Source organism: Deltaproteobacteria bacterium IMCC39524 (genome assembly GCA_029667085.1).
Lineage (GTDB): Bacteria > Desulfobacterota > Desulfuromonadia > Desulfuromonadales > BM103 > M0040.
In genome coordinates this window covers 39,623-59,845 of sequence record JARUHJ010000002.1, presented here as the reverse complement: position 1 = coordinate 59,845, position 20,223 = coordinate 39,623, and the positions used below count along the sequence as shown (strand labels likewise).

The 20,223-nt window shown below is 48.6% G+C and carries 13 protein-coding genes; 4 read left to right on the top strand and 9 right to left on the bottom strand.

The window, feature by feature from the left end:
• Positions 1 to 451: 451 nt before the first annotated feature.
• The 5 genes from ppdK to mgtE form a co-directional block, all read right to left on the bottom strand.
• The gene (gene ppdK / locus P9J64_05890) at positions 452 to 3,112 is read right to left on the bottom strand and encodes a pyruvate, phosphate dikinase (protein MDG5467856.1); all 2,661 of its coding nucleotides are present in this window, start codon (positions 3,110 to 3,112) and stop codon (positions 452 to 454) included.
• 347 nt (positions 3,113 to 3,459) lie between these two features.
• Positions 3,460 to 5,526, bottom strand: a complete 2,067-nt coding sequence (glyS, locus tag P9J64_05885; protein MDG5467855.1) for a glycine--tRNA ligase subunit beta — start codon at positions 5,524 to 5,526, stop codon at positions 3,460 to 3,462.
• A 216-nt stretch (positions 5,527 to 5,742) separates the two neighbouring features.
• A complete protein-coding gene (glyQ, locus tag P9J64_05880) occupies positions 5,743 to 6,612 on the bottom strand; it encodes a glycine--tRNA ligase subunit alpha (GenBank protein MDG5467854.1) in 870 nt (289 codons plus the stop codon).
• 330 nt (positions 6,613 to 6,942) lie between these two features.
• The gene (gene recO / locus P9J64_05875) at positions 6,943 to 7,704 is read right to left on the bottom strand and encodes a DNA repair protein RecO (GenBank protein MDG5467853.1); all 762 of its coding nucleotides are present in this window, start codon (positions 7,702 to 7,704) and stop codon (positions 6,943 to 6,945) included.
• Positions 7,705 to 7,990: 286 nt separating this feature from the next.
• Positions 7,991 to 9,346, bottom strand: a complete 1,356-nt coding sequence (gene mgtE, locus P9J64_05870) for a magnesium transporter (protein MDG5467852.1) — start codon at positions 9,344 to 9,346, stop codon at positions 7,991 to 7,993.
• A gap of 273 nt (positions 9,347 to 9,619) precedes the next feature.
• Here mgtE and P9J64_05865 point away from each other — a divergent pair, with 273 nt between their 5' ends.
• Both P9J64_05865 and P9J64_05860 read left to right on the top strand, forming a co-directional pair.
• The gene (locus P9J64_05865) at positions 9,620 to 9,877 is read left to right on the top strand and encodes a hypothetical protein (GenBank protein ID MDG5467851.1); all 258 of its coding nucleotides are present in this window, start codon (positions 9,620 to 9,622) and stop codon (positions 9,875 to 9,877) included.
• 20 nt (positions 9,878 to 9,897) lie between these two features.
• Complete coding sequence (locus P9J64_05860) at positions 9,898 to 10,386, top strand: DUF721 domain-containing protein (GenBank protein MDG5467850.1); 489 nt, start codon at positions 9,898 to 9,900, stop codon at positions 10,384 to 10,386.
• Here the strand turns inward: P9J64_05860 and P9J64_05855 are convergent.
• Both P9J64_05855 and P9J64_05850 read right to left on the bottom strand, forming a co-directional pair.
• Positions 10,352 to 11,140: a tRNA1(Val) (adenine(37)-N6)-methyltransferase gene (locus P9J64_05855; GenBank protein MDG5467849.1), complete on the bottom strand. Its 789-nt coding sequence runs from the start codon at positions 11,138 to 11,140 to the stop codon at positions 10,352 to 10,354. The genes P9J64_05860 and P9J64_05855 overlap by 35 nt on opposite strands.
• On the bottom strand, positions 11,137 to 12,726 hold the full coding sequence (locus P9J64_05850) for a fused MFS/spermidine synthase (GenBank protein ID MDG5467848.1): 1,590 nt from the start codon (positions 12,724 to 12,726) through the stop codon (positions 11,137 to 11,139). The genes P9J64_05855 and P9J64_05850 overlap by 4 nt, the downstream gene beginning before the upstream one ends.
• Positions 12,727 to 13,178: 452 nt before the next feature.
• On the opposite strand from P9J64_05850, the gene P9J64_05845 reads away from it, so the two are divergent.
• Together P9J64_05845 and P9J64_05840 are read left to right on the top strand one after the other, a co-directional pair.
• Positions 13,179 to 14,132 (top strand): glycosyltransferase family 2 protein, encoded by a 954-nt coding sequence (locus P9J64_05845; protein MDG5467847.1) that lies wholly within the window; start codon positions 13,179 to 13,181, stop codon positions 14,130 to 14,132.
• Positions 14,132 to 16,378 carry a tetratricopeptide repeat protein gene (locus tag P9J64_05840; GenBank protein MDG5467846.1) on the top strand — a complete coding sequence of 749 codons (2,247 nt, stop codon included), beginning with the start codon at positions 14,132 to 14,134 and terminating at the stop codon, positions 16,376 to 16,378. The genes P9J64_05845 and P9J64_05840 overlap by 1 nt, the downstream gene beginning before the upstream one ends.
• Before the next feature lie 254 nt (positions 16,379 to 16,632).
• Here P9J64_05840 and P9J64_05835 read toward each other — a convergent pair whose 3' ends face one another.
• Together P9J64_05835 and P9J64_05830 are read right to left on the bottom strand one after the other, a co-directional pair.
• The gene (locus tag P9J64_05835; GenBank protein ID MDG5467845.1) at positions 16,633 to 18,204 is read right to left on the bottom strand and encodes a hypothetical protein; all 1,572 of its coding nucleotides are present in this window, start codon (positions 18,202 to 18,204) and stop codon (positions 16,633 to 16,635) included.
• A gap of 165 nt (positions 18,205 to 18,369) precedes the next feature.
• The gene (locus P9J64_05830) at positions 18,370 to 20,025 is read right to left on the bottom strand and encodes a tetratricopeptide repeat protein (protein ID MDG5467844.1); all 1,656 of its coding nucleotides are present in this window, start codon (positions 20,023 to 20,025) and stop codon (positions 18,370 to 18,372) included.
• Positions 20,026 to 20,223: the final 198 nt, after the last annotated feature.

The following is a 20,223-nucleotide window of genomic DNA, read 5'->3' as shown; positions in this document are numbered from 1 at the left end:
AATGACGAGACAATATTGTCTTCTTCAGTGCAAAGTTAAACACAAAAACAGCGTCAATGACGACAACTTTGGCTGCCAGGTAGCTAATTCCGGAAAATTTAACAGTAGTGCCCCGGAAGCAATCAACTAAGCTAACAATAATGCGAAGAGGCCACGGAGTCTATTAATTTTGCCCCGTGATTCCTGCCATACAAAAGCACAACCAAGACCAGCCTCACGCAGAGGCGCGGAGACTGCAGAGAAAGACTGCTCATGGAAAAGTTTTGTCTACTTTTTTACTCTGCGCTCCCTGCGTCTCAAGAGAGCAAAGCGAACGGGCGTAAATTAGGTCTTTTGCTTTTCCTGTTTCAGTTTTTTCGACGCTTTACTGGAGCGGAAGAGTTCACCAGAAAACAAAAAAGCGCCTCCGACCAGATCGGAGGCGCTGAGAGCAACTGGATTTCCTTAAAGATCAGGCCTGTTCCAACACCGCCTGTGCCGCAGCCAAACGAGCGATAGGTACACGGAAAGGCGAGCAGGAGACATAATCGAGACCGATACGGTGACAGAACTTCACCGAGGAGGCTTCACCGCCGTGCTCACCACAGATGCCGAGCTTGATGTCAGGGCGGGTCTTGCGTCCGAGTTCACAACCCATCTTCACCAGTTGGCCGACACCTTCCTGGTCAATGGCAACAAAAGGATCCGTGGGGAAAAGCTCATGCTCGACGTAGAAGGGCAGAAACTTGCCGGCATCATCACGAGACAAGCCGTAGGTGGTTTGAGTCAGGTCATTGGTACCGAAGGAGAAGAACTCTGCTTCGTGGGCAATGACATCAGCAGTCAGTGCCGCGCGAGGCAACTCGATCATGGTACCGATCAGGTAAGTCACCTCAACCCCGTAACGGGCGATGACCTCATCAGCCACGCGAATGGCATTAGCCCGCAGAATGGCCAACTCCTTCACTTCGCAGACGAGAGGAATCATGATCTCGGGAACAATACTGAAGCCCTCGTTCTTGACCAGTTCGCAGGCCGCTTCCATGATCGCCTGTACCTGCATGTCGTAGATTTCAGGATAGGTGACCGCCAAACGACAACCACGATGACCAAGCATCGGGTTGAATTCATGTAGAGACTCGACTTTGGCTTTCAGAGTCTGCGCCGGGACGTTCATCTCGGCAGCCAAGGCTTCGATCTCCTTGTCGGTGTGTGGTAGGAACTCATGCAGCGGCGGATCAAGCAGGCGAATGGTTACAGGCAGCCCCTTCATGACCTGGAACAGGCCGAGGAAATCACCTTTTTGCATCGGCAAGATTTTCGCCAATGCTCGCTTACGACCGTCCAGATCAGCAGAAAGGATCATCTCGCGGACGGCCGCGATCCGGTCTCCCTCGAAGAACATGTGCTCGGTACGACAGAGGCCGATGCCTTCGGCGCCGAAGTCGCGGGCGACCTGGGAATCATGCGGCGTATCAGCGTTGGTGCGAACGCGCAGGCGACGGATGCCGTCGACCCATTCCATCAACTGGCCGAACTCACCGGTCAGTTCTGGTTGTACGGTCGGCACCTCTCCCCGCATGACTTCGCCGGTGGACCCGTCGAGGGTGATGATATCACCCTGCTTGAAAACCTGGCCATTCCTGGCGGTAAACTGCTGATTGGCGTAATCAACTTTGATATCGCTGCAGCCGGCCACACAGCTCTTGCCCATGCCACGGGCAACGACAGCGGCGTGCGAGGTCATGCCGCCACGAGCGGTGAGAATGCCTTGAGCGGCGTGCATACCGTGGATATCTTCCGGGCTGGTTTCAACACGCACCAGAATCACCTTGAGACCGATCTTGGCAGCCTCTTCGGCTTCATTAGCCGAAAAGACTATCTCGCCACAGGCCGCGCCTGGCGAAGCCGGCAAACCCTTGGCAACTACAGTCTTTTGTGCATCAGGGTCAAGCGAGGGGTGTAGCAACTGATCGAGCTGCTCAGGAGCAACCCGCATGATCGCTTCATTCTTACTGATCAGGCCTTCGGCAACCATATCAACGGCAATCTTCACAGCTGCTTTTGCAGTGCGTTTACCATTACGGGTCTGCAGCATGTAAAGCTTGTGCTTCTCGATGGTGAACTCGATATCCTGCATATCCTTGTAATGCTTCTCGAGGAGGTCACGGATCTTGGCCAGCTGCTCGTAGCAATCGGGCAGAACGTCTTCCATGGCGGGCAGGTCGCCCGGCTGGTGTTTGGCCTTGTTGATCGGCTGTGGCGTCCGTGTACCGGCAACCACGTCTTCGCCCTGGGCATTAACCAGGTATTCTCCGTAGAAGTAATCTTCTCCGGTAGAGGGGTCGCGGGTAAAGGCAACGCCGGTCGCACAATCATCACCCATATTGCCAAAGACCATCGACTGTACGTTCACTGCAGTACCCCACTCAGCAGGAATATTGTTGAGCCTTCGGTAGGTGATCGCGCGGAAATTCATCCAGGAGCCGAACACAGCACCAATGGCACCCCAAAGTTGTTCTTTAGGGTCCATGGGGAAATCTTGACCAAGCTCTTCCTTAACTTTGTTTTTGAAAAGACCAACCATTTCTTTCAGGTCAGCGGCAGTCAAAGCGGTGTCTTCCACAACGCCGCGATCTTCTTTCATCTTCACCAGAATATGCTCGAGAATATCGCCATCCATATTGAGCACAACGTTGGCGTACATCTGGATGAAGCGGCGGTAAGAATCGTAGGCAAAGCGTTCGTCGCCACTCTGGGCTATAACGCCTTGAACAGTCTCGTCGTTGAGGCCAAGATTAAGGACCGTATCCATCATGCCCGGCATCGAGGCCCTGGCCCCGGAACGCACCGAAACCAGCAATGGATTCTGTGAGTCGCCGAACTTCTTGTCCATCAACGTCTCAACCTTGGCCAGATGCTGATTGACCTCCTCTTCCAACCCGGCAGGATAATTGCGGTCGTTCTTGTAGAATTCTGTACAAACTTCCGTCGTGACCGTAAAACCGGCTGGAACAGGCAAACCGATGCTGGTCATTTCCGCCAGGTTGGCGCCCTTGCCTCCGAGCAGATTCTTCATGTCGCCGCGCCCTTCGGCCTCTCCGGCGCCGAAGAAATAAACATACTTTGCCATTGATCCATCCTCCCCGTTGAAATTGATAGTTTATGTTCAAAGAATCTATAATTGGCCACTCATCAAATCTAAAAAGAACCGACTTTATCCATCCTAACTATCCTGCACATCCCTGTTAAAAAGTCTTTAAAACCTGAAAAACATTTACAGGGATATGCAGGATAAACAGGATATAATCTTAAAAGAGAAATGAAAATCTGAATCTGTTCTTTCTGTGCAAATCCGTTCCCCTAATGTTTTTGCCTCTTTTCTTTAAAGCTTGTTTTTAGAGATACGTCCAAATTTTTACAGTACACCGGAAAAAATGCTTGGTCTTTTCAGCCAAAATAAAACCGCCGCTTAGTTTCCTAAGCGGCGATGCGTGTAAAGTCTGCGATGTCGGCGAACAAGCCGGCGACCTGTGTCAGCAAGGCCAGTCTGTTGGTCTTAACCTTTTCATCGTCGGCCATAACCATGACCCCGTCGAAAAAAGCATCGACCGGTTCGCGTAACGCGGCGATCGTTTGTAGCGCCGCACCATAGTCACCCTTGTTAACCTGGTCGACAATGTGCTGCCTCGCTGACTCAATTGCTGCGGCCAGGGCTCTTTCGCAATCGGCTTCAAAAAGATCCGCCTGCACCGGGTTATCAACACCGCCCTTGATGATGTTGCCGACACGTTTGAAAGCGACCGCCAGCGGCTCAAAATCAGCCGCGGTTTTAAGAGCGGCCAACGCCTCGACTCTGGCCACGGCATCACCGGGCTCATCGAAGCGGGCGGCCAGAACAGCATCAACGACGTCGGAAGCAAAATCACGGCTTGTCAACATGTTGGCCAGACGCAAACGGATGAAATCCACCACGTCGGCCTGCACCTCGGCGCGTGGCCGAGTCAACTTTTCTTCCAACAGGCCAAGACTCTGCTCAATCAACTCAGGGATGCTGACCTGGTAGCCACGATCAAGGATAATATTGAGAACACCGATCGCACAGCGCCGCAAGGCATAAGGATCTGCCGATCCGGTGGGGATCAGCCCGACACCGAAACAACCGCAGATGGTATCGATCTTGTCGGCAATAGAGACGAAAGCGCCGAGATTATCGGAAGGCAAGGTGCCGCCAGCTTCTGTGGGCAGGTAATGCTCAAAGATGGCAATTGAAACCCGTGGGTCCTCACCTTCGAGACGGGAATACTCCCGGCCCATGATGCCTTGTAACTCTGGGAACTCGTAAACCATCTTTGATTCGAGATCACACTTGGCCAAACGAGCCGCCCGCTCGGTCAGGGCTACGGCTGTGGGCTCAAAGCGTTCAGCCAGCCCCTTGGCAATCTGCGTGAAACGCTCAACCTTTTCGAAGCTGCTGCCGAGCTTGGCCTGGTAGATCACATTTTTCAGAGTCTCCAGATTGCTCTCAAATTTGATCTTCTGATCTTCTTCCCAGAAGAACATTGCGTCGGCAAGACGTGCGCGGATTACTTTCTCATTACCCTTAACGACAACCTGCTCATCTTCCGGGCGGGTGTTGGATACGGTAATAAACTTGTTGAGCAGTTTGCCCTGCGCATCTTCGATGGTGAAATAGCGCTGATGCTCCCGCATCGAGGTCACCAGAAGTTCACGCGGCAGTTGCAGATATTTTTCTTCAAAGGTGCCGCATAGCGGAGTCGAATCTTCGAGCAGGTAGGTCACCTCTTCGAGCAACTTTTCATCAACAACGGTATTTCCACCTGCAGCCTTGCCTGTGGCAACAACTTGCTCACGAATCGTTGCCTTGCGCTCGATGTGGTCGGCCGTTACAAAATGTTTGCGACAACCTTCCAGCCAATCGCCCATATCGGTTACGGTAAACTCCTGTGGAGCCATGAAGCGGTGCCCGCGCGATTGATAGCCGCTGGTCAGGTTGCCATGGGTAAAGGAGATCACGTCTCCCCCGTAAAGAGCGACGATCCAATGCATCGGGCGAGCAAAGCGAATATCCTGAGTCTCCCAACGCATCGACTTTTTGAAAGAGAGTGCAGCGACCAGGCGAGGCAGAACGGTAGCTAACAGCTCTCGTGTTGGACGACCAGGCTCTTCCTTTTCAATAAAAAGATACTCACCCTTTTCTGTCTCAACCAGCTTCAGCTCAGCAACATCAACACCTTGGCCACGGGCGAAACCGATCGCGGCCTTGGTAGGATTGCCGTCGGCATCGTAAGCAATCTGCTTGGCTGGACCCATCGCCTCAGTGCGCAAGGTCGGCTGATCTTCGGCAACGTCACTAACGGCCAAAGCCAGGCGGCGAGGCGTGGCAAAGGTTTTGATCTCGCCAAACTCCAGGCGCGCAGTCTCAAGCTCTTTACGAATCATGCGCTCGAGATCGGCCATAGCCTTGGGAAGAAATCCTGCTGGGATCTCTTCGGTCCCTATTTCAAGAAATATGTCTTTGGACATGTATAACTCCAATTATTTTAACGCCCGTTCGCTTAACGCCCGTTCGCTTTACTCACTCAAGACGCAGAGGAAAGCTAAGAAAGAAAAAAGAAAGTTTTAAAACCAACTTGAAGAATTTCTTTGCGTCTTTCTTTACCCTTTGCGTCTTTGCGTTACGCTTTCGGTCTTAAGGTATATTTTTTTGTTCACGATTTTTCCCGCCACCCGCTACCCGCCTCATTTTTTCAGAAGCGGAAAACCCATCTTCTCTCGCTGAGCCACATACAACTCCGCGCAAAGCTTGGACAGGTTACGAACCCGGCCGATGTAGTGTGCACGCTCGGTGACCGAGATAGCGCCACGGGCATCAAGCATGTTAAACGCGTGTGAGCACTTCAGTACGTAGTCGTAAGCCGGGAAGACCAGCTCTCTTTCCGCCAGACGCGTGCATTCTTTTTCGTACATATCGAAAAGTTGCAGCATCATGCCGGTGTCGGCCTCTTCGAAGTTATAAGTGGAGAATTCAACTTCGGTCTGATGATGAACGTCGCCATACTTAAGCCCGCCGCCCCAATCGAGGTCGTAGACATTATCAACGCCCTGGATATACATGGCGATACGCTCAATACCGTAAGTCAACTCGCCTGGAATCGGTTTGAGGTCAATACCACCACATTGCTGGAAATAAGTGAACTGGGTAATCTCCATACCATCCAGCCAGACTTCCCAGCCAAGACCCCAGGCACCAAGAGTCGGTGACTCCCAATCATCCTCAACAAAACGAATGTCGTGCTTGGCAGGATCAATCCCAAAGCTCTTGAGAGAGTCGAGATAAAGCTCCTGAATATTCATCGGCGAAGGCTTGAGGAGAACCTGGAACTGGTAATAGTGTTGCAGACGATTCGGGTTTTCACCGTAGCGCCCATCAGTAGGACGACGGGACGGCTCTACATATGCGACGTTCCACGGCTCAGGGCCAAGCGCGCGCAAAAAAGTTGCAGGATGAAAAGTACCCGCGCCCTTTTCCGTATCATAGGGCTGCTGAAGAATGCAGCCGTGGTTGGCCCAGTAGTTCTGTAGTGCCAGGATGAGTTCTTGAAAATTCACAATGCCTCCAGGGGCAGTTTGCCCATCATGTCAATAAGGTCAAACAAAAACATTCAACGCCCGTTCGTTTTACTCACTCAAGACGCCAAGAAAAACAAAGCAAGAAAAAAGAAAGTTTTAAAACCCTCTAAAGTTTTTCTTTGCGCCTTTCTTTACCCTTTGCGTCTTTGCGTTAGTGTCTTTCGGGTTAAAACATTTAGTCAAAATGAACCGACTTCAACGAGCCTGAAAGCCGTATACTGTATACAGGCAACAGGCTTGGCATCTTAGCTTGACACCTATGAGCTGTCAAGATTTCCCTTCTTCTAAACTCTCTTTCAGAGGCGACATTCAAGGTGTCTCGTCCGGGCTGAACCGATTGAGAAATTCGAGGCTCCTCAGAGGTCTGTGTAAGTGACAGTGCAAGGCGTCACTCAACAACAGCTGACCTTCTTTACGAGAGAGAGGGCTGAGCTTGAAATCAGCAAAACTGGTCAGAGGGGTATGCATGATTCGACCCAAGGTTCCGAGTGTCATACGATCGACTTTCAGTGTCGCCCGCCCAGCGTCGCAGTCAGAACAAAGACTCCCATCAAGGGCTGCCGAGAAACTAACAGCTCCATTCGGCAGGGGTCCGAAACAATCTGCACAATGCTGAAGATGGGGGAGATAGCCGGCAACAGAGAGCATGCGAATTTCCAGGAGGAGTCGTGCTTCAACGGAATAACCTTCGCTATCAAGATGGTTGAGAAAGGCCTGTAAAAGCTGAAAGACCTCAACCCCAACGCCCGACTCGTCAAAAAGCACATCAGCCAGCTCACAGCCATAACTGGCCAGCGTCAGGGTCTCCAGATCACGACGCAATCCGGAATGGAGGTCGACCAGCTCCGCATCGCGCAAGCTGACCAGATCTCCAGAACCGCGTGCTGTCCAATGCAGCTGAACTTCAGCGCAGGGCTCCAGAGAGGCGCCGAAACGCTTACGACTTTTCCGTGCAGCCCGAGCAAAGCCTTTGAGACGTCCATGTTCAGGCGTGAGGAAGGTGACGATACGGTCGGCTTCACCGTAATCGGTGTGATGAAGGATGATTGCTGGGGAGACAAGTAAATTCATAGAAATGGGTTAGATGATTGCATAAGACCCTAGTCTCTTTTTGGAATGAACTACCTCGCAGCAAGCTACGAGGTATCAACAGCCTGCAACCTTTGTAGTCAACACAATTGAAATCTATTATTAGCCGCGATCAGAATCTACGAAAATCTGTAAATCTAAAAAGAGATGCGCTTGGTTTTGGTTCTAACTATAGATCTTGATAGACTTTCATCGCGGCTAAACAAAGGTTGTCGCTTTGAAGTTAAACAACGCAGCAAGCTGCGGGGAATAAGAACTATATTGTGTTTCAACGCAAATAAGAGATAAATGCGGTCGCAGTCGCAAAGTAGATGAGGATACCAGTGATATCATTAGCAGTTTGAACAAAAGGCGTTGAAGCAATCGCAGGGTCAATACCAAGTCGCTTAAAGGCGGCGGGAGCAATCACACCCATCGAGGCAGCGACAATCATCGCGACAAACATCGCCAGGCCAACGACCATCCCCAGATAGGGGTTGCCATGCCAGAACCAGGCAACCAGGCCGACAGTGAAACCACAAACACTTCCCATGATCATACCAACCCGGACTTCTTTGAAAAAAACTTGACGCAGCATTGTGAAATCAATGCGCCCGGTGGCAAAGCCTCGCACCATAATCGTCGCCGACTGGCCTCCAACGTTACCGCCCATACCGGTAATAACAGGAATAAAAACGAGCAGAGCGATCACTTCCTTGAGGGTCACCTTGAAAAGCCACATCAGGTAACCGGTCGCAACGCCACCGAACAAGTTAACCAACAGCCAGGGCAAACGAAGTCGGGCGATTTTGAACGCTTTGTAGCCATAGAGGAGCTCTTCCTCGCTGGCACCGGCCATCTTGTAGATATCTTCAGTCGCCTCTTGCCGAATAACATCGATAATATCATCTACGGTGATAATACCCTTCAGGCTGTTCATCTCATCGACAACCGGTATCGCAAGAATATTATATTTTTCAACAATCCTCGCAACCTCTTCCTGGTCCACGTCGGTGCGCACACTCAAAACATCGGTGATCATGATTTCCGAAAGTTTTTTCGTTGGCAGAACCGTCAACAACTGGCGAAGAGAAAGAACACCAACGAGCTGCCCGGCCTCATTGACCACGTAGAGATAGAAGACCATCTCCACATCTCCGGCCTGTTGAATCGCTTCGATGGCATCCTTAACGGTGAGATCTTCATCGAGGGAGAAAATTTCGGTCGACATGATACCGCCGGCCGTGTCCTCATCATATTGAAGCAGATGCTCAATCTCTTCAGAATCCTCATCGTGCATAATATCGAGGATTTCGTCCGCAAGCTCTTGCGGCATGTTACCGATAATATCAGCCGCATCATCTGAAGACATTTCCTGAAGAACTTCAGTAATGGTTTCTTTATCGAGCTGTTCAAGCAGTTGCGCGCCCGTGCTGTGATCAAGCTCAGCCAGTACGTAGGCGCTCTTCTCCGCATCTTCAATCAGGTTGAAGAGAATACGCTGATCCTTAAGGTCAAGGTAGCGGAAGAGATGTGCGATATCAGCAGGATGAGATTTAGCAAGGAGTTTCGCCAGATTAGGAAAAGCCCCGCGCCGGATCAGGCGCCTGGTAGCATCGAGCAAAAGCTGTTGTTTCTGATCCATGGCAAAATCCCGGGAAAAGGTTGGCTAAAACCTGAGAAGTTTAGCACTTGGGGTTTTCGGGTGTCAATTTATCAAAGAATCAGTGTCAAAGGTTCAAGGTTCTGGGCTAAGGGTCCAGGGAAACACATTCATCCCTTATCCCTTACTCCTGCGCCCTGAACCCTTAACCTCCACGGTTGACTTTAGCGAAACGCAGAGCATAAACTGTCATTTAATCTCACAAATTAAGGGGCTGTCACTGTACGGACCGTCTCCATTTCCTAAGGAAATCTTTTGAACCTTGAATTCAACATCGCCCTGATCAGTCTGCTGGCCTTCGCAGTATTCAGCAACATCCCCCTCGGCTACCTGCGTATGGGCACGCAAAAGTATTCGGTGCGGTGGTTTGTCTATATTCACCTCTCCGTACCTTTCATAATCGGACTGCGTATTTCCAACAATATCAGCTGGCAAGTCATTCCATTCTCCATCGCGCTGGCCGTTGCCGGCCAAATGGTCGGCAGTCGCCTTTATCGTCGGAGTCAACGGTGAGAAAGCCTCGCAGGCCGAAAATGAAGAAGGCAGCTCTTGCCGGTGATCTGGTTGAAAAGCTGCTCAAAGGGTTCGGTCTTGATGAGCGCCTGCAACAATACCGCGCTCTGATTATCTGGGAAGAAGTCGTCGGACCACAGATCGCAGCCCGCACCCGCCCGATCAGAATTCGCGAGGGGATTCTTGAAGTCAACGTCGACCAACCGACCTGGATGCAGCAGTTGCAGCTGATGAAGCCCAAAATCCTCGCTCAACTAAACGCGGAACTCGGCAAAGCCACCATCAAGGACCTGTTCCTCAAGCGTGGCAAGGTTCATGTTCGTGTTGACAAAGAAGTGGAGCCACCGCCGAAATGGAGGATGGTGCAGTTAGACGATAGTGAAAAAACAAAGATAAAAGAACTGCTGACTGGAATTGAAAATCCTGAGCTACGAGATGAGATGGAAAAGTTTTTGGTAAAACAATCGCGGCTGCTTAAGGCTGAGGGCGAGAAGCTGGTTGCTGGTTAGTGATTACTGCCACTGTCGGTCTATACATCGCCAGGACTTCATCCGAGTAAACTCGCCCCTCCCCTTTGTAAATGACCAGAGAAGGCTCAACCCTCATTCCGGGGTTACCATTTTTACGCCCTTCGACCAAGACCATTCGGGCGGGCTCATCGATACGCGACTGGACCAAACGCAGCCGCTTTGGCTCGATTTTGGAACCTCGCATCTCCGCCAGAAGTTCCGGCAAACGTTCAGCAAGATAAACCACATAGAACCGGCCACCGGAAGTGAGCAAAAATGCAGCCGCTCTCAAAAAATCTCTCAGCCCTCCATAACGTTCATGCCGTGCAATACATCGTTCTCCATTTTCCGCATTTCGTCCAGAGCTTTCCACTCTGTATGGAGGATTCGCCGTGACAACATCGCAACTCCCGGCAGATAGAACTTCGTCCAATTCGCGGATATCAGCATGAACAAGTTGAATAGACTCTCCCAGGCCATTCAACTCAACGGAACGTCGAGCACGTTCAATCATTTGCCGTTGAAGCTCAACACCGATTATCGACACCGCTTCCTTCCGGGACGACAAAAGAAACGGGATGACACCATTTCCGGTGCCAAGGTCCACCACTCGACTATTTTTTACACTTGAGATGAACGCGCAAAGAAGAACTGGATCAAGGGAATAACGATAACCTTTTTTCGCCTGCAGAACCTTAAATCCAGTAGCTATCAATTCATCAAGAGTTTCATCATTAGCAACTGGCGTGGTCAAGATGAAAGCACATCCCAATCGGTTGTTTCAACAATATTCTTGCGCACCTGCTCGCTGATCCATGCATTATAGAACTCCAGAGGAATATAGTTATCCGTCAGAATAATCGCTTTGTCATCTGCAGAGAACCGCCACTTCCAAAGGTGCTGAAAATTCAGGGTGTTGGCAACAAAAGGATGTGAGGCCACGTCGGAGAACAGATTTTTTTGAATGGTTCGCGAAGCTCCGTTGTAAGCAAAAACCGAGATATTCCCAGAGCCAGTCGGGCCAACCGGGTTAAAGTTTGGGAAGATATCCACATTCTCAAAAACCTGTTGCAAGGTCTTGATGATCGAGGCCGTCATATAGCTGTCTTTGTCGAGGCTGCCAAAAAGATTAAAAGCCATAATACCACCTGGGGAAAGAACCTGATTAATCAATTCATAAGCTTCGAGACTAAGCAAGTGGGCAGGCATCGTGTCTCCGCTGAAGACGTCGAGGACAACAAAATCGTATTTTCGGGGTGTATTTATCAAGTAATATCGAGCATCTTCAACGATAGATTTGCCGTTATTACGGAAGTTGAAGTACGTCTCAGCAACATCAAAAACAACAGGATCAATATCAAGGACATCGGTCATCACTCCATGCGCCTGGAAAATCCCAGGTATAGTCCCTGCGCCCAGCCCCAACATGAGACAGTCTTTACCCTGCGGGTTCATCTCCATGACATAATGCGGCAAGATATAAGTATAAGGGTAAATTGACCGACCACTTTTCATATCAACCCCGCTATGCACCAGGCCGTCAATTACAAGCTCGCGCGTATGCTTTTCACGGTAGCTGTAATCAACCACCTTGACATCTCCATAGTAACTTTTCTCGCTCGCAACGACCTGGACGCGCGTACCATTCTCCATGACCTTATCAATCACCCGATCAGCCGGCCAGAAAAAGAACAGAGGCAGCAGCACCAAAACAGCAGCAGCCTTCTTCCTGAACAGAGTAAAATAGAGTACTGACAGAAGCAGCAATAGGCAGCCAACCAGGAAAAATATCTGCTTTACACCCAAAAAAGCAATCAGAACAAAGCCAGTGGAGATCGTTCCGAGAACGCTACCGATAGTGGAAATTGCATAGAAACTGCCCACCGTTCGGCCAATACTGTGCAATTCCTTTGCCGCAATTTTAATCACATAAGGGGAGATGCATCCCATCAGAAAGAGCGACGGTCCGAAAAGCATGCAACTGCTCAAGAAAGCCCCTGTACGCAAGCCAAGCGGCATACAGAGTTTAAGTACAGGTGGCGTCAGCGAAGGGATCAGCAGCACAGCAATCCCCGACAACGCGATAATGCCATAGAGATAATCGGCGTGCCCCCGACGATCTGACATGAATCCGCCGAACGCGTAGCCTGCTGCCAGAGCGATCATCGCCACAGATATCAGCGACGTCCAGACAAACAAACTGGCCCCGAAGAAAGGACCGATAACTTTTGAACCAAGCACTTCAACGACCATGATCAGCGACCCGCCGGTCAAAGAAGTCAAGATTAAAAAACAGACAAACATTTTCGAATGTGGCGTGTTGGATTGCTGTTCATTCATAAGAAAACCTTTTAAGTCCTTTTATAATGTTCAAGATTTGTTCAAATTTGACATTTCCCTGGTCGCTCCGCTATGGCCTCAAAGGGAAGACTCCACAGCAAACAACAAGGCGTCAAAAACAATATTGACACCCAAAATTCGAGCAAGTTTCCGCAAACAAGATTCCCTTGACGAAATTATCCGAGACCATATCTCATCATGGGAAAATTTTCAAATACTAGGTTAACAAGAAAAGATTCTTCATTGGATCAACCAATTTTACAGGCAATCGGCGCATGCAAGGCTTGGAGCTTCATAAGTTCTTGATTGCCAGCGGGGTTGTACGTTATTTTACCGAACGCAAGGATAACTATTATCAATGTAACAGATACCACTCTTGAGATTCAGGATTAGTATTTTCTTAACAGCTGAGTCCAATCGAACTAGAGCTAACAAAGGTAATTAAGGAACTCATGAAATTTGCCATTATCCTTCCGGCCTACAATGAATCTTTGACCATCGCCAAGGTCATTGCTGATTTCCATGCGGTTCTCCCGCAAGCCGAAATCTGGGTCATTGATAACAACTCCCAGGATGCTACAGGGGAGATTGCAAGAGCCCTTTTCAGTGAGAAACGAATCCCTGGAGGCGTGTTATCAGAACGTCAACAAGGGAAGTCCTTTGCGGTGCGCAAGGCGTTCCGGGCCATCGAAGCGGATATCTACATAATGTGTGATGCCGACTCGACCTATCCGGCTTCAGAGCTACCGCACATGATAGACCTGCTTCAGGAAACGGGAGCTGACATGGTCGTGGGTGATCGTCTCACGAAAGGCCATTACATGGAATCGACCCGACGTCTTTTCCATCGCAGCGGCAACAACCTGGTTCGATTTCTGATCAATTTTCTTTTCAAAGGCGATCTTCGCGATATCATGTCCGGCTACAGGGTGATGCGCAAAAGACTGGTCAAGCATTTCCCCTCCCTTAATAGTGGGTTCGAACTGGAAACCGAACTCTCGATCTTTACCCTGGAACGAAGGTTCAGCATTATCGAGCATCCCGTCGACTACCTGAGCAGGCCAGAGGGAAGTTTCTCGAAGCTGAGCACCTACCGCGACGGCTTCAAGGTTTTGAGACTGATCTTATTTCTGTTTAAGAACTATCGTCCTCTCAAATTTTTTGGAACTCTGTCAGTGGTGTTTTTTCTTCTCGGACTCGCCACGGGGATTCCAGTGGTCATTGAGTTTGTCCGTACAGGCCTGGTTTATAAAATCCCGTCGGCAATTCTCGCCACCGGAATGATGCTGCTGTCTGGACACTTCCTCAGTTTGGGGGTCATGATGGACTCTATCGCCAATTACCATCACCAGCTATTCGAGATTGAGATGAACAAATATCCTGAACACGACGGAACTCCAAAATAATGGAAAACCTTTTCAAAAGACTCGGTGGCCGAGTGCTACTTGCCGCTCTTCTCGTCAGCGCTTTGATTTTATCACTAAAACAGATCGCCGACGTTGATGCCCTGCTTCACCTGAGTATGGGCAAGCTTTTCTGGACAATGCAGGGGTTCCCGGACTATGAGGTGTTCTGCTACCCAGCAAAAGAATCACCATTTTTATATACTTCCTGGCTATTTGCTCTTGGTAGCTTCCTGGTATGGAAATTACTCGGTATTTATGGTTTATCTCTTCTTGTTGTCTTTTTTACTGTGCTAACCGCTTGGGTGCTGTTCCGAGACTCAGGAGTGTTATCGGCGGGAGATGGCCAGGCAATAAGAGCGGGAGTAGTTTTCATTGCTTTGATGCTGGCAGAAGACCGCTTTGTTTTCCGCCCCGAAATTGTACTCGCTCTTGTTTTTTCCTTAGTCATCTGGATATTGGGCCGACACGCCTTCAATGGTGATCGAAAAGTCTTGTGGCTGCTGCCACCCATATGTCTGCTATGGGCAAATAGCCATTCCAGTATCACTCTCATGTTCGTACCGTTCGGGGCTTTCGCGGCCTATCATTTCTCAGAATGGATCCTTATTCGTAGATCTGTAGATACAATCTCTCGCAAGGAAAAGGAAAGTCGCCTGACAGGGCTGTGCTCCTTCTTTGTCCTGTCGCTTCTCGCTGCGCTTTTTAACCCTAATTTCATGGATCAGTTTCTACTTGCCCAGGACGTGATGTCGAATAGCTGGTACAAACAGTCGATCATCGAACTGCAACCACCACGCACCAAGGAACTCCTCGTTATCGCGCCAGTGTTTGCCGCATCAGTCATTCTTTCCATACTGGCTTTGCGGCGCCGAGCGATTCCTTACGTGTTGATCAGCATTGCACTACTGTACGTCTCACTCCAGGCAATTCGATTTTTCGAGTTCTTTTGTCTCATGCAAGCGCCGATCCTTGCCCGTTCCATAACGGTTCTAGTGCCACAACGCTGGAAGAAATTAAGCCAGGGGAAAATCATCACAGTCGCTGCTGCGCTCTTAATAGTAGTTTTGGCTGGCATGAAAGCTGGCAGTGTTGCTCCTTTTGAGAGGGATGTGATTTCCTCTGAACGCTTTGGCTTTGGTTACAACCTCAAGGTCGACCATGGAAAAGCAGTCAACTTCCTGCAAGCAAATGGTATTTCCGGCAGGGTATTCAACGTTTTCGAGGATGGTCAATCCATTATCTGGTATGGCTGGCCAGACCTGACAGTCTTCATAGATGGTCGTGGGGCGATTCCGGAACAGTCGCTCAAAGCCTACTCAAAAGCTTTTCAAGATCCTGAGGAAATGAGTAGATTACAGGCTCAATATGGGTTTGAGGTTCTACTGTTTGGCAGAAACCAGTCCATGGAAATCAACCCGCACGGCATGGAAAGCTACTTCTTTAACCCCGACTGGTCCCTCGTTTACTTCGACAAGAACAGTTACGTTTTTCTGCGCAAAAAAGGCCCTTACGCCAATCTCGTCACCCAAAATACTTACCGTTACGTGATCCCATTTGCAGGGCCCGGAGCATATGAGCAGTTTTTTAAAACCAACCCCGGCTATGCCAAAGGCTTACTGAATGATCTGATGCGTGCAGCAACGAATACTCCGATCGACAAACTTCTCATGGGAATTTGCTACTACACTATTGGTGACAATAATAAAGCTGAACAAGTCCTTGGCCCTGTCAAAAGAGCTTCAGGTATAGCCTTGCTCTACTACGGGCATGTGCTCAAGAATTTAGGTCGCACTCAAGAGGCAAAAGCCATTTATGAGGAAGGCGCACGTCGCTACCAAACACAAAATTTTCACAGTGCACTATCTGGACTTATGGAAAGCACGGAAATTACCGACTTGCTGCAGCAGGCGGGTGCAAGAATGAATCGAAAGGACTACACTGGTGCCCGTAAAATCCTCCTTCAGGCCCTTGAACTCGACTCAAGAAATGTTGCTGTTTTGGCAAATCTCGGTTATTGCGAACTTGATGGCGGAAACTTTGAGGAGGCGAAAAAACGGTTTGATGCTGCACTATCCATCAAGCCTGATTACGATGTGGCCCTCTATGGTCTCGGTCTTACAGGGGTACGTCAGGGCCGGCCTGACTTAGCCGTCGCCAGCTTCAACAAATACATTGAAGTCAAGAGAAGCGGGCCGTATTACGATAAAGCCAAGGCGTACATTGAAAAATATGCAGAAACTCAATAGCTAGAGAAAACGAACTCCCTCTTAACTTGCTGCGAGGTAGCAACAGCCTGTAACTTTTGTTGCCAACACTGTAGGGTTCTATTTTTTAGCCACGATCAGAACCTATAAAAAGCTGTAAATCTAGAAAGAGATGCGCTTGGTTTTGGTTCTAACCATAGACCTTGATAGACTTTCATCGCGGATAAACAAAGGTTGTTGCTTTGAAGTTAAACAACGCAGCAAGCTGCGGGGGATAAGGCTCTTTTTCATTTAAATCAACGAGAATATTTTCTTTCAAGGATTGAAACATCTCCCAAGCTCTCACGTATGGCATATTGCGTGGCAATATACCGACCAATTGAAGTATCCAACATCGTTGACATATCCCATAGAATCCAACGACAATTTGAATCTTTGAGCAGAGACTCAGCTCTGTCTAACTGTTCTTGCGAGCTTGCGGGGTACACTAAAAGATCGTAGGGAGTGGGATTTTTCGCATCTAACAGGAAATAATAGAAGGCTAGATATTTATAAGCAAAAAGATACTCACCATTTAACCTGTCACTAAAGAAATCGACCACCGTCTGCACTGATTTTGCTTCATTCGGATAGACAAAATGCAAATTCCCTACATGAGTCGCAACAACTGTTTTACGCGATATCACAGTCTTCAACTCAAAACCTGCTGCAGTTATGCAAAAGACGATCGTTGCAAAAACAAGTGAAATATTAACCGTCGCTTTTATAATTGAGGAACCTTGATATCCCAGGTTGTGCTTTAAATAAACCAACAAAAGTAGCGCTGATGGTGCAGCGAAGACAAAAGTCGTCTCATGAATTCTATGCAAGGATGAAAAATAAAATGCTCCAAAAAAACAGATTAACAACACCGCTTTAAAATTCACTTTCTTCACACGAGCTATCCAGGCGATTAAAGCAAGAAGAGTAAAAAACGGCAGCAAATGAACAAGGACTCTCGCAACGTAACCGACATTCCAAACAAGGATATTAAAGAACGAATTGAAAGTTAAGCGTTGGGAATCAAAATTGTTGATATTCTTAAAATTAGTAACCAGGTCTCTGAATATAGCACCACCTTTGTGAGCATCAAGCTTATTGTAATTCAGCAAATTATGAGAAACCAGATCATAAAAGAGCTCCTGCGGACCAACCTGAAAAGAAAAGAAAGCCAGCACAGGAAGCATTACAACCAAAACCCCCGCCCAAAACAAAAGCAGGCGTGAAGCTTTACACTCCTGTCTATATAAAAGCAGGGCAGCGCTTGCAAAAATAACCCAAAAAAAGCCTTTATGCTGTATGGTTAAAGCGGCTAATCCACCGGTAGCCCCTGCCAAAAACCAGCTAAGGGCTTGGTGCTTTGCGCCTGTCTCAGTAAGCAGGAACAACAAGCTCATCAAGCAAAAGGCATTAGAGACCCAATGATGACTGGCTATAAACCAGTACGGACCTCCGAAAAAAGCCAAAAAAGAGATAACACAAAGGATTGAAGAGGTATTACGAACCCCAACCCGCCATAAGATGAGGGTGGACAAAGATAATACGAGAAACATTGAAAAAAAGGCGCTTAATCTCAGTGCCAGGAAAGTTGGGCCAAAAATTTCAAAAAAGATTGCGGTCCAATAAAGAACTCCTGGTGTCGAGCTTATAAAAAAGTCTTTATATGGGATTTCTCCTCTGAATATTCGCAGGGCTCCTTGAGCGACGACACCTTCGTCACCAAAGGATATTCGAGGGTTAACTTCCAGGAGATAAGGAAGCCATGAGAGAGATGTCATTACGACCAGGAAAGCAATTATATATCTTTTGTTTTCGGTAAAGATTGCCATAGAATTAATTCCAATACATAGAGGATCATCGCTCTGCGGACCATGAAGGGTCCCTCATGTACATACAAATCTCCCTCTTACAAACAATGATTCCCGGTGTAACATTTGTAGTAGAAAAGACCTGTACTGAACGAATAACAAAACCATTGAGTCTTTGAGGGAAAGCTATTTCAGCACTCCAGCCCCTTCCCCAAGCAACTCCAGGTTTGAAAGTGCCTCTTTGTTGCCGGGATCCAACCGAAGAGCCTTTCGCCAATTTTCCGCAGCCTTTGATTGTTCCCCCCGTAAAAAATGGATAATTCCCAAGCCATTATAAAGCGTCGATTTCCGCGGCGATAGTTCCCTGGCATGATTAAACGCCTTCAGGGCACCAGCAAGGTCATCCTGATCAGCCAAAGATTTGCCCCACTGCTCATAGATAGACACTTTCAATTCAGTGATTCTCGTATGCCAACCCGGGCGAAGAGTCAGGAAGATATCAAACTGATGTATTGCATCATCGTAGCGTTCCAGTTGCAGATATTCGACCCCAAGCTGGTATTGGGCAACATGATAGTCTGGCTCAAACTCCAGCAGCTTTTCAAGATAGGTCACCGTGTCCGTCCAATATCGGCCGCGATCAACTGTTGTCCAGGCCTGGTACCCAACCAGCGCCAGTAGAAACAAAAGAGAGACCCACTGGAGACGACGCATTCTCAACACAAGAGCAGAAACAAGAACACACGGCCCAAGAGCGGCTAAATAAAGAGATTTTTCAGCCATAAAATAATCAGAGGAAACACCGCCCACGTTAAAGTAAATAGAGAGCAAAACAAAAAACCAGGCGAACCAGAAAAACCAAGCTCTACGGAACCAGAAGAGCGCACCCCCCAGAACAAGACAAAATCCAGCAATAACGTAGGTCGTGACTGTCACAGCCCCACCCGCCGAAAACATCCCGGGCACAAAGCGATACATAGTCACAGGCGCATCTGTAACGATAAGAATCTTGATGTATTTGACACTCAGGTAAGCAAGTGCCCGAAATATCTCCATAAAAGATAAATCTGTGAACGAAACGACACCAGCAACCTGCTGACGAATCACAAGATAAAGCACCACCAATGCAGCAAACGGCACGAACCTCTGCCACCTCCAACCCTTTGCTGAGACAACGGTTAGATGGTAGATCAGAAGTACAACAGGAAAGAGGATAACGCTCTCCAAACAGAGCAGTCCAGCAGCCAGCACCATAAAAGCTAAAACTGTCCGACCGTAATGGTAAGCTAACAAGGCAACAAGAAAGAAGAGCGTACCCAACAAATGCGAATCAGAATATACCCAATAAACTACCTCGCTTCGCACTGGATTGGCGGCATAGAGAAGGGCAGCGAGAAAAGAAAGCCAAGCCTCACCTGTCAATGCGCGCACCAACAGAAATGCGCAGACAACAACCAGTCCATTCAATAACAGATTAATTATTTTATAGCCCAGCGGGTTAATGCCGAAAACGCTGTATTCAAAGGTGTGCAGAGTACTGATTAAAGGCCGGTAATAGCGAATCCCCTTAGACCCAACAGCGTCATGAGCGTCCTGATCCCCGAGGACGAGAGGGTTCACAAAGAAAGAAGGGATATTGGAAAAGTCTCGGATTTTATGATCTTCGACAATAACCCCTGCATCGTCCCAGACGAGCTCATGATCCAAAGCATTGGAATAAATACTCAAAGAGAAAAGCATTAGGAGAGCTGAAGCGAAAAGAACCGAATGCCGAGTAATATACTCATAGGATCGTTGAACTAAGTCTCCTTTCTCAGCATTAGATTTTAAGTATTCGGACATAAGCACTTTCAACCCTAAAATTCAGTATCGCGGCCCCAAACCACTCAGCTCAAGCACGGACCCGGTGGAGAGAGAGTAAACCATAGAGTCACAAGCAGGAGGAATTTTCAAACCACTAAATCGGTTGGCAGGGCTTCGAGTTAACCGAAAAGCAACTTAACATTTGCCGCTATCATCATCGTTGCACTGCTCTTCACT

Bases quoted from the DNA above. Each gene is read 5' to 3' on its own strand.
- P9J64_05860 (MDG5467850.1), top strand. From the start codon at position 9,898: ATGAAGAAGGCAGCTCTTGCCGGTGATCTGGTTGAAAAGCTGCTCAAA.
- ppdK (MDG5467856.1), bottom strand. From the start codon at position 3,112: ATGGCAAAGTATGTTTATTTCTTCGGCGCCGGAGAGGCCGAAGGGCGC.
- glyS (MDG5467855.1), bottom strand. From the start codon at position 5,526: ATGTCCAAAGACATATTTCTTGAAATAGGGACCGAAGAGATCCCAGCA.
- recO (MDG5467853.1), bottom strand. From the start codon at position 7,704: ATGAATTTACTTGTCTCCCCAGCAATCATCCTTCATCACACCGATTAC.
- P9J64_05835 (MDG5467845.1), bottom strand. From the start codon at position 18,204: ATGGCAATCTTTACCGAAAACAAAAGATATATAATTGCTTTCCTGGTC.
- P9J64_05830 (MDG5467844.1), bottom strand. From the start codon at position 20,025: ATGTCCGAATACTTAAAATCTAATGCTGAGAAAGGAGACTTAGTTCAA.
- P9J64_05845 (MDG5467847.1), top strand. From the start codon at position 13,179: ATGAAATTTGCCATTATCCTTCCGGCCTACAATGAATCTTTGACCATC.
- P9J64_05840 (MDG5467846.1), top strand. From the start codon at position 14,132: ATGGAAAACCTTTTCAAAAGACTCGGTGGCCGAGTGCTACTTGCCGCT.
- mgtE (MDG5467852.1), bottom strand. From the start codon at position 9,346: ATGGATCAGAAACAACAGCTTTTGCTCGATGCTACCAGGCGCCTGATC.
- P9J64_05850 (MDG5467848.1), bottom strand. From the start codon at position 12,726: ATGAATGAACAGCAATCCAACACGCCACATTCGAAAATGTTTGTCTGT.